Below are 10,232 nucleotides of genomic sequence, written 5' to 3'. Positions count from 1 at the left end.
CTCCATAGCCTTACGTATCTCGTTCTGTTGCTGTAGAACCTGCTTCATTGGACTCTCCATAGCCTTACGTATCTCGTTCTGTTGCTGTAGAACCTGCTTCATTGGACTCTCCATAGCCTTACGTATCTCGTTCTGTTGCTGTGTGATTTGATTGAATATTTTTTCTGAACGTTCCATTATGTACCTCCTAACTAACAATAACCTTATATTACTAATTAAACCATAAATGGTTTCATAACCGAAACTATTAACCCTAGATAGTTTCACTAGATTCTATAATTGCTATTGAATGGTTAGAAAAATTCGAAATGTTATGTGTAAATAAAACAATACTCTGTATTTCTTATAGAACAACAGCTAATTTCATTTATGTATTTTCACTAAAAAGCTCCAAACCCTTGATATGACTGATTTAATTGCATAGGTTGCTTTTCAACTCTTTTATAGAAATATACGCTTTACAGCCCTTCTCATCGACGGTGGCAAAATGTTTCGTAACATTTGGGATTGTTATTAAAATTAATACGGAAATAATTAGCAAAACAATGAGCATTTCGATCAATGTAAATCCAGCTTGCTGCTTTATCCGTTTCATTATTATCCTCCTATACTAGTTCAATCATGTGATATATCGGTAATAATAAACTTAAATATGCGGCAACTATGCACATTGCAATAATGATAAAGAAGGTCGGCTGCACAAACGCAAGAATTTTATGCAATAGTTGCTCTTGCTTTTCAGTCAATAATTCGCTGTACAGTACCAGCTCTTTTCCTAGATAGCCACTTTGCTCTCCATGTTCAACAAATGTCGAGAAATCCTTTTGCCAAACTGTCATCAATTGAACAGCTTGTGTCAGCGTATCACCAAAAACAACACGTTCCTTTATACATCGTGCCAGATATTGTAGAAACGGCTGAAGTCGCTGTTCCTCTAAAATTTGTAGACTCGCCTGTAAAGAAAAACCACTTTGGAGTAGACTTCCTAAATAAGCAGCAAATTGTCTCGTCAAAGACATTCGGATATAAATTCGAATCAATGGCGTTTTTAGGATAATATTTAGCCGGTGAGCAATCCGACGGCGTTTAAGATAAAGGTGAAAAATCAAAATACTACAAATTACTGCTATGCCTACGACAATTAAAGCATCGGGAAAATGCAATAATACTTTTGACAAAGCAATGCTTGTCTCCTCAGTGCCAGTAGTTCGACTTGTCACCATTTTTTCTATTTTAGGAAAGAATATGGTGCGAAACACTAAAAACAACAGCATCAAAAATAAAAGGAGTACTACTGGATATAAGAGTAGCTTCATTAATTTTTTCTTCGTCGATTCACTTAAAGCCATTTGCTTTGCCACACCTTTTAACGTCTCGATCATATGCCCATTGTTTTCGGCAACTGTAATTGCTACTAAATGCTGCTTTGGAATTTGCAATGCTTCAAAAACTCCTGAAACACCTACACCCTGCCTCAGCTTTTCATTGACTAGTTTTTGTATTTCTTCATGCGCTTCAATATGATGGGGTAATAGAATAGAAATAGCCTGTGAGAATAAATAACCTTCTTGCATTAACACGCTTAATCGACTAAAAAAATGAGCTTGCTCCCTTACTCGCCATTTTGTTGCCTTTTTGTAATCTAATCGAATTCTTTCAATAAACTTTTGCATTCGCATAGATCCGACTCTCTATCAATTCTTTTTGACCTGCAAGCGTTAGATTATGTGGTAGCTCAAAGCTAGTTTTTTGCATAATTGCTTTGATGGCCATTTGAAGATGAACATCGCTTAGTATTTCAAACAATGCACGGCGTTCTTCCTGAACTATTGGTGATTGAAAAAGCGTTTGAGCAACAATGCCTACCACAGTTTGACGAAGTTCTTCTACTGAAATACCTAAGTCAATAAATCGATAAAGGCAGTTTACCGAATCTTTAGCATGAATACTTGTTAACACTAAATGACCTGTTAAAGATGCTTCGATTGCGATTTTTGCAGTCTCTTTATCACGTATTTCACCAATCATAATAACGTCAGGTGAGTGGCGTAAAATAGCCTTTAAGCCTGTAGCGTATGTAACGCCAGCTCGTTCGTTTACTTGTATCTGCAAAAGGTTAGCCTGGTTATTTTCCACAGGGTCTTCTAAGGAAATGACATGTCGATTTAGCTCTGTCGAACAATAATGGATAAGAGAATACAAGGATGATGACTTACCAGAGCCAGTTGCACCTGTGAAACACAAAAGTCCTTGTCGATGTTTCACTAGTTCCATTAACATTTCTGCAACATATTTGGAATAGGATAAGGAAGTAAGTGGGAATGCATGATTTTGTAGAAGTAGTCGGATAATTAGGCTTTCTTTTAAAAATACCGAGGGAAGTGTCGAGACACGGAAGGCATATTGATTTTGTTCCATAGCTTTTTGGAAGGAGCCGCTTTGGGGTTTGCGTCGCTCGCTAATATCTAATGCCGCTAAAAATTTATAAAAGGAAATCATTCGTTCTGCCAGCTCATTCGGTAATTCACCGGCTTGGAGTAACTTATCATATTTTCGAAAATAAATACGATATCGCACACTTTCTGGAACTAATAATAAATCTGACGCACCGAAATGGTAGGCCTTTAGTAAAAGTTGCTCACATTTTTGCTCAACAATCGTTTCAAAATTTTGCATATTCGCACCCCTCTTCTGGTTCATTCGAATATGACCGCTCTATTCGTTATTTCCTAGTATAGATAGGAAGCTGTTAAGTGAAAAGCCCTTTTCTTAAAATAAAAATTTGCTATAAAATTTCCTGCCAAACCTGCTTTTTGCTATAAAAATGTTGATAACATGCAAAATTCCACTAAATATGAACATAATCTTATGAAAAAGTTAATATTTATGTCTAAAGGAACTGTATCTTTTTCAATAATGCAATATAATAGAATTAACATGATTTTTTTCCTACACTTGGTAGAACAGCTATATTTCAAAAAAAATACATAGAGGTGAAGCAAATGATCAATCCATTAAAAATTACTAGTACATTGGCCGATGAAACTAGATATTCTATTTATGAGTACATACTGCAAGAGAAGAAAACTGTAACAGTCCAAAATATCGCTGATAAATTCGGCATCCATCCAAATGTTGCACGTCTACATTTAACAAAACTCTCAGAAATTAATATCATTACAGCTGATTTTGCCAAAACTGGGAAGGGTGGTAGACCTGGGCGTGTTTATAAGGCCTCAGATAAAGGTGTATCATTAACGTTCCCGAGACGTGATGAAGATCGACTATTAAAATGGACAATCCAATTAATTCAAGAATTTGGACCATCTGCATTAGAAAAATGCAAGGAAATTAGCTACCAAGACGGCTACCAACAAATGAAGAATTATGTAAATGCTGAGTTACAATTAAATAATACCCTTTCCTTCGAACAGAAACTTCAGTTATTAACTGACAATGCAGCATTAATTGGCTATATTCCGCAAGTACAACAAACAGAGCATGGTAAAAGTGTGACTTTCTCCATTTTTAATTGTCCATTCCAGGAGCAGCTTTCTAGTCATTCAGAAATTGTATGTTCTTTACATGAATCCTATTTAAAGGGACAGGTTGATGCGTTATATGCAAGCAATGAATTTGTACAAATTGATAGCATGATACATAATTGCGATTTATGTAAGTATGAAATAAACGTGACAGAAATTGATAGTTAATTTTTAAATATCCAATTGTTTGTCACAAAGAAGAAGAAGTTCCAGTTTACAGATACCTTTCATATCATTTATAATGAGTAAGAGATTATTGTGTCGTGGGCAAAAGGAGGGGAAATCTTCATGGATAATATGTATAAAGTTATGGCATTCTGGACAGGTATTTTTGCAGTCATGTTCTACCTTGGTGGTATGAACGAAGTATCGCTATTATTCGTAGGTAATACAGGTTTATTCTTATTATTAGGCTTCTTAAACCTTTCAGAACGTATGTACATGTACATTTTCGGAGCATATTTAACTGTGTTCTTTGCTGGCTTCACGTACTATACAACATTCATTCACGTACCTGGTGTCGGTCATTAATACAAAGAAAAACGCGTGTCTCACCGAAAGTGAGACATGCTTTTTTTATGTAAATGCATTCACCAGATGCATGATCATATATCAAGACATAGTAAAATCCCCCTTTGCAATTACATGGTTAGATTTTGGTTATTTTATCTATCCAACGAATTGCAAGGGGGATTTTTGTATTTTATGAAGTTAATTTAGGTTTTAATAACCACGAAGTTCTGTAGTTGATTGGAAACGGAAATCACCTCACGCTATGATGATGAGCCATTTCTAACTATCGCCTAACCTTAAAAACCATTCAAGAAAGGATTTGTCTCCATTTCTGCACCGACCGTTGTATAATTCCCATGACCAGAGTAGATAATAGTATCCTCAGGTAGTGTCAATAGCTTATCATGAATGGATGTAAGTAATGTTTTTGTCGAGCCTCCAAGTAAATCTGTACGACCTACACCTTGTTCAAATAGTGTATCTCCAACAATAGCGAAGCCATCATTTTCAAATATATATGAAATACTACCTGGTGAATGTCCCGGCGTAAAAATCGCTTTAAAATAAAAATCGCTTATTTCAAATAGCTGTTCTTTTTTTATAATATTTTCATCAGCTGGTGCATCAACAATATAATCTGGTAATGCTGCGTATTTACTAGAGCCATTTTTTGTTGGATCTCCTAACCAACTCACTTCTTTTTCATGAATCCATAATGGCCCATTAAAAGCCTTGCGGACTGCATCCACGGCACCGATATGGTCGAAATGTGCATGTGTTAAAAAAATGGCTAATGGTTTTAGATTGTTACTACGTATAGCCTTGATAATTCGATCTGCTTCTTCTCCTGGATCAAATATTAAGCATTCCTTATTTTTATTCGATACGATATAACAATTCGTTTGGACAGGTCCAAGAGAATAACTTCGTACGTTTATCATTGTTATCACCTCTATTTCAATTATACAGCCTTTGCCACAATTTGACGATAAATGTTCATAGTTTAATCTATTTTAGTTCTCGACAAAAACAGGTAGAACGTTTACAATTAAGGAGGAATATTGTTTACGACATTCATTTTCTGATGTCGAAAGGAGTGTCAATTTTTAATGAACTTATTAATGGTTATTTTTGGTCTAGTTGCAATTTTAGCTGTAGTTGGTACATTCCAAGCAATTAAAGAAAAGAACCTTTTAAGCGTTGTTTTCAACTTATTAAGTGCTGCAGTATTCGGTTGGTTCGTAATTATGACTCTAATTAATAGCGGATACCCACCAAAACTACACTAAAATTCAGACAGAAAAAAGAGTGGCCTCCATTTCGAGGCTGCTCTTTTTCTATCGTTTATATATATTTTTGTTTTAACTCTTCTATTGGAGCAGTTCTTTTTGACTTTTTTGAGCTGCTACGAGCAATTCTTCACCTTTCCTAAAACGACAATACCTTTCCCCTTAGCTGTTAATTTGGCTGCACATGAGCGTTTAAAACTTCAATTTGATATTATACATGAAAATTAATCTATACTCCTATTTATGTGGAACGGGAATTTTTTTTATCATTCAGGTTCATCATCAAAGGTTGTGAATGACATTTGTTAAACCTATGCCATTTACCTTCATTCAGTAAAACCATCACGTCCTGTGATAACGCCTTCGTGACCAACATCGTGTTGTTGCCGCTGACGCTACGTTAGCACTGCGTTTTCGCACAAACAACATCTGCCGCTGACGCTTCGCTTTCGCGCAAAAAACATTTGTTGGCCGAGGCCCTGCAGCGAAGCAGCTCATCGGACGCCTCCAAAAAAGTGCTCAGTCGGAACGGAAATCAACCACTCTTTATGTGATAATCCACTATTTATCGAAATGGCCATAATACAGTTCGGAGTAGATACTTCTTCACTCCTGCTAAAAATCGCCTAATGAAATTGAATATTATGCTTTTTGATACAGAGCAAAAAAAGAGATCTCACTAAACATGAGATCTCTCTTATTATTACTTGGCTGCTCCTTGCTTCAAGTTACCAGTCTTTTGGTCATAGAAGCGGAGTAAATCACCATTAATGATGGCATCCGAACTTTCAAGTTCTTTCGTAGCTCGATCAGCGTATGGCTGACATGGCTCACCATCAATTTCTTCGCCAGTTGCTTTGTCATAACAAGCTTCACCAGCATATACATATTTATCTGTTACAAAACGACCATCGCGGAATACAACGAAGTCTTCATGCTCTGGTGAGAATAGGTCTGCACCAAGTTGCATATCTTTTGAAGTTTCAACACCCAGAAGGTGTAAAATTGTTGGACGTAAATCCATTTGTCCAGAAATCTCTGTCATTTCTTTACCATCACCTGATCCAGGAATATGGATGTATAAAGGTACTTCTTGTAGCATTGCATTATCAAATGGTGTAATGCTATCTTTTCCTAAATATTGAGCCATCGCTTTGTTGTGGTTTTCTGAAATACCGTAATGGTCACCATACATTACAATAATAGAGTTATCATATACACCTTGATCTTTTAAACTTTGGAAGAAGTCTTTAAGTGCTTCATCCATATAACGTACTGTTTGGAAATAACGATTTAATGTACCTGAGTTTGAAGTATATTCAGGAATCATTACATCTTCTGGATCCAATGTGAATGGATAGTGGTTCGTTAAAGTAATTAGACGAGAATAGAACGGCTGTGGCATATCTTTCATTAATGCTGCAGATTGCTCTAGGAATGGGACATCTTTCATACCCCAGTTAACAGCTTGCCCTTCGCCAATCTTATATGAATCTATGTCATAAAATTTATTAATGTGTAATGATTGATACATCATGTCACGGTTCCAGAATGATTTATTATTTGGATGCATGACATTTGTAAAGTAGCCATTATCTCCAAGGCGCTCAGCCATTGAGTTATACGTATTTCCACCGTGCGTGAAAAATACCGCACCACGACCTAAACCGAACAATGAGTTTTCAGTAATAAACTCTGAGTCAGAAGTTTTCCCTAATCCAGTTTGGTGATAGAAGTTACTGAAATAATACGTATCTTTATCTTTAGTTAAAGAGTTTAAGAATGGTGTAATTTCATGACCGTCCATTTGATTATTAATCACAAAGTTTTGTAATGATTCCATTGACACAACAATCAAATTACGATCCTTGTATTTACCAAACATTTGAGGGTTGACCGCTGCTTGATTAGAACGAATATAGTTGTTCACTTCTACTAATTCACTGCCATCCGCTAATGCACGTTGGGCAGAAGATTTTGATTGAATATAAATGTCATATAAATGGTAGTTATAAGTACCGATGTTTTTTACAAGTAATTCACGATCAAAGCTACGTGTTAATAATTGTGGACGCTCTGTTTCAGCTAATCCTAAGTTTAAGAACGAAACAGCAATCGCTAATACGAAGTACGCGCGACGGAATTCAACGTTTACTTTTACTGCATTTTTCATCATAGGCAAATATTTATTAGCTAAAATTAGAATAAGTACGTCAACGAAATATAATAAATCCCAAGGGCTAACAATCGCTGCTACTGAAGTTCCTAAATCCCCAAAGTTACTTGTTTGGAATAATACCGGTAACGTAATAAAGTCGTTGTAGAAACGATAGAACGCGACATTCCCGTATAAGACAATAGACAAAATAACACTGATAGTTATTATATAACGATTTTTAACTTTTGGTGATTTAAAGAATAACGATATACCATAAGCAAATAGCACGAAGCTTAATGGATTAATAAACAAAATAAATTGTTGCATCGCATTTTCGATTTTCATCTCAAAGCTTGTGTGATAAACAATGACCGTTTTTATCCAAGTTGCTACAATTGCTAGTATCATAAATGAATGTTTAGGCCACTTTATTGATTTCATCCTTAACATCCTCCCTACTTTCTTACAAAAAAATAATAATTTTTAACAATTTGTTACTGAAACAAAATATATCTTAATCCATTTTTTACAGATAATCAATAGATATATTTTTGGAAAAACTGTACTACTCGTTCGTATATGCGCCAGATAGTAATATATACGTTTTTGTTTGTAAAAAGTTTCGTAAATCATAAAAACAGTGGAACACCACTGTTTTTTAAGAATATTACATACATGTTACATTATTTTTACAATACCACAAATGAATTATATTTAAAACATTACTGATTATTTTCTTTCATGCGAAGCTTTGTTGTTTCTTGTCGAATTAGTAATAATGCCATTTGGTAATCTTTTATATCTAGTACATTCGCTTTATACAACTCACGAATTTCATCCTCCATTAACATCAAATCACCAATGGGATCACGTGTGTAAATATAAGTGCCATATGTTTTTAATAATTGGTAAATATCTAACATTTTGTCCATTTTAGTTCGCTCCTCGTTGTGTTACACAGTCAATTCGTTTTGTCGGTGTCACAATGATATCTACTGGGCAATCGTGCGCTTCTGTAGGTACGTGTTCATATAGCTGCTCATTAAATAGCAGAGACATGAGCTTACCCTTCTTATAGTTTAATATATAGCGATCATAATAACCACCGCCATAGCCTATTCGATAGCCGCACTTATCAAAAACAACTCCTGGAACAAGTATGACATCCATTTCATTTGCGTCAACAAACTCACACTTCTCCGGAATTGGCTCACGCAAATGCATATAAACAGTTTCTAACTGGGCAAACGATTCAATGACATAAAATAACATTCCCCTTGATTTTGGGTTGCATTTAGGTACAGCGACTTTTTTACCAAGTTGCCATAGTTCTTCTATCAATTGAATTGTGTCGACTTCTGGCTTATTGGAAATGGTAATGCCAATTGTAGTTGCTTCTATTATATATGGTTCCTGTAGCACTTTTTTAACTACAGCATTCGATAGATCGTGGTAAGCTACCTCGCTCATTTTGGCAAGAGCTTCCTTGACCTCGTTCCGTAAAGTTGTTTTATCCATGCTAAGTTACCCCCTAATCAATTTCGCCTTGGCGTAATTGCCGCTGACGCTTCGCTTTCGCGCAGAAAACATTTGCCGCTGACGCTTCGCTTTCGCGCAGAAAACATTTGTAGCTGACGCTTCGCTTTCGCGCAGAAAACATTTGTAGCTGCCGCTTCGCTTTCGCTACAGATAAACAATGCGTCCGGATTTTGGATTGTGCCCAGGCCTGCACGAGGGCCGACACGATGTCGGTCATTTCGGTAATGCCACAGGATGTGGCGTTCTTAGACTGAGTCCCTCTATTTCAGTAGGTGTTTGGACACCCACTGAAAAGTACTTAAATTCGCATTCTTCACACCACCTATAGAGGTGCGAGACTTCTGTACCTGTCGTTACGCTTTCGGTGCAAAAGACATTTGCTGAAAGCAAGTTAAAATGTAGAAAGCCAAAACCACAAGTGGTTTTGGCTTAATGAGCGATTACTTAGTTTCACGGTGAAGAGTGTATTTCTTCTCGCGAGAGCAATATTTTTTAAGTTCAAGACGCTCTGGATTGTTACGCTTGTTCTTTTTAGAAATGTAGTTACGTTCGCCGCAATCTGTGCAAGCTAAAGTAATGTTTACGCGCATTATTAACCCTCCCACTCTATATCAAGAATTTAAATTTTGAGCATGATTTATACGACTAACCTATTATAACATAAAATGAAAAAAAATCTACCTTCATTTCATATTAAGTTTGCATATGGTAAAATACCTTATAATTACATACTTAATGAGGTGAAACTATTGGATTTATCCATCATACTTATGATTGTGGGAGTTCTCCTAATTATTGCGTCGTTCTTTTTCAAAAACAGCTCGAAAAAGGTCGAACAAGATGTAGAGGAGCTATCCATCTCTATTTTTCAAGAAACAAATAATTTAAAACGTCGTCTGAAAATTGTTGAGGAAGAGCTGTTATTAGAGCCCGAGTTTCAGGTTAAATCAGCGCAAAATAATGCTATACCAAATCCACAGGTTCAACAGGTCATGCAAGCTGTTCAACAGGCTGCTCAGGCATCGAAGACAGGACAAGCGGCTCCAAAAACGAAACCTATACATCAAATTATTGTAAGTCAAGTGCTTGAATTAAATAAGCAAGGTCTTTCTGTAGCAGATATAAGTATTCGTTCAAATTTAACTGAAGAGCAAGTCCGCCAAGTGATTGCAAACGGAGGTCGGTAAT

General features: G+C 36.0%; 13 protein-coding genes and 1 pseudogene. 4 read left to right on the top strand and 10 right to left on the bottom strand.

From position 1 onward, the window contains the following. Positions 1–442: 442 nt before the first annotated feature. The 3 genes and pseudogenes from AC1DCY_RS04115 to comGA all read right to left on the bottom strand — a co-directional run. Positions 443–595 (bottom strand): annotated as a pseudogene (locus tag AC1DCY_RS04115) (prepilin-type N-terminal cleavage/methylation domain-containing protein); the annotation flags it as partial. 10 nt (positions 596–605) lie between these two features. Beyond that, the gene (gene comGB, locus AC1DCY_RS04110) at positions 606–1,679 is read right to left on the bottom strand and encodes a competence type IV pilus assembly protein ComGB (RefSeq protein WP_477347684.1); all 1,074 of its coding nucleotides are present in this window, start codon (positions 1,677–1,679) and stop codon (positions 606–608) included. After that, positions 1,657–2,676 (bottom strand): competence type IV pilus ATPase ComGA, encoded by a 1,020-nt coding sequence (gene comGA / locus AC1DCY_RS04105; RefSeq protein WP_477347682.1) that lies wholly within the window; start codon positions 2,674–2,676, stop codon positions 1,657–1,659. Before comGA ends, comGB begins: the two co-directional genes overlap by 23 nt. A gap of 326 nt (positions 2,677–3,002) precedes the next feature. On the opposite strand from comGA, the gene AC1DCY_RS04100 reads away from it, so the two are divergent. Further along, positions 3,003–3,713 carry a helix-turn-helix transcriptional regulator gene (locus AC1DCY_RS04100; RefSeq protein ID WP_477347680.1) on the top strand — a complete coding sequence of 237 codons (711 nt, stop codon included), beginning with the start codon at positions 3,003–3,005 and terminating at the stop codon, positions 3,711–3,713. Between the two features lie 120 nt (positions 3,714–3,833). Further along, positions 3,834–4,076, top strand: a complete 243-nt coding sequence (locus AC1DCY_RS04095; RefSeq protein ID WP_376074512.1) for a DUF2626 family protein — start codon at positions 3,834–3,836, stop codon at positions 4,074–4,076. Positions 4,077–4,354: 278 nt separating this feature from the next. Here AC1DCY_RS04095 and AC1DCY_RS04090 read toward each other — a convergent pair whose 3' ends face one another. Continuing rightward, positions 4,355–4,999 (bottom strand): MBL fold metallo-hydrolase, encoded by a 645-nt coding sequence (locus AC1DCY_RS04090; RefSeq protein ID WP_477347678.1) that lies wholly within the window; start codon positions 4,997–4,999, stop codon positions 4,355–4,357. A gap of 168 nt (positions 5,000–5,167) precedes the next feature. Between AC1DCY_RS04090 and AC1DCY_RS04085 the strand changes: the two genes are divergently transcribed. Then, entirely contained in the window at positions 5,168–5,347 is a 180-nt protein-coding gene (locus AC1DCY_RS04085) for a DUF2759 domain-containing protein (RefSeq protein ID WP_477347676.1), read from the top strand. 342 nt (positions 5,348–5,689) lie between these two features. Here the strand turns inward: AC1DCY_RS04085 and AC1DCY_RS04080 are convergent, their stop codons facing one another. The 6 genes from AC1DCY_RS04080 to rpmG all read right to left on the bottom strand — a co-directional run bounded on the left by AC1DCY_RS04080 (position 5,690) and on the right by rpmG (position 9,634). After that, complete coding sequence (locus AC1DCY_RS04080) at positions 5,690–5,845, bottom strand: hypothetical protein (RefSeq protein WP_477347674.1); 156 nt, start codon at positions 5,843–5,845, stop codon at positions 5,690–5,692. A gap of 205 nt (positions 5,846–6,050) precedes the next feature. Beyond that, positions 6,051–7,946 (bottom strand): LTA synthase family protein, encoded by a 1,896-nt coding sequence (locus tag AC1DCY_RS04075; protein ID WP_477347672.1) that lies wholly within the window; start codon positions 7,944–7,946, stop codon positions 6,051–6,053. A 281-nt stretch (positions 7,947–8,227) separates the two neighbouring features. After that, complete coding sequence (locus tag AC1DCY_RS04070) at positions 8,228–8,437, bottom strand: YqgQ family protein (RefSeq protein ID WP_387081991.1); 210 nt, start codon at positions 8,435–8,437, stop codon at positions 8,228–8,230. Between the two features lies 1 nt (position 8,438). After that, a complete protein-coding gene (locus AC1DCY_RS04065) occupies positions 8,439–9,023 on the bottom strand; it encodes a 5-formyltetrahydrofolate cyclo-ligase (protein WP_477347669.1) in 585 nt (194 codons plus the stop codon). Between the two features lie 13 nt (positions 9,024–9,036). Then, entirely contained in the window at positions 9,037–9,261 is a 225-nt protein-coding gene (locus tag AC1DCY_RS04060) for a hypothetical protein (RefSeq protein WP_477347667.1), read from the bottom strand. Positions 9,262–9,484: 223 nt separating this feature from the next. Then, positions 9,485–9,634, bottom strand: a complete 150-nt coding sequence (gene rpmG, locus AC1DCY_RS04055) for a 50S ribosomal protein L33 (protein ID WP_008408521.1) — start codon at positions 9,632–9,634, stop codon at positions 9,485–9,487. Between the two features lie 150 nt (positions 9,635–9,784). Between rpmG and AC1DCY_RS04050 the strand changes: the two genes are divergently transcribed. Further along, positions 9,785–10,231, top strand: a complete 447-nt coding sequence (locus AC1DCY_RS04050; RefSeq protein WP_477347698.1) for a hypothetical protein — start codon at positions 9,785–9,787, stop codon at positions 10,229–10,231. Position 10,232: the final 1 nt, after the last annotated feature.

It is taken from the genome of Lysinibacillus sp. 10T31 (assembly GCF_056394365.1).
This window is presented reverse-complemented; position numbering and strand designations above follow the sequence as displayed.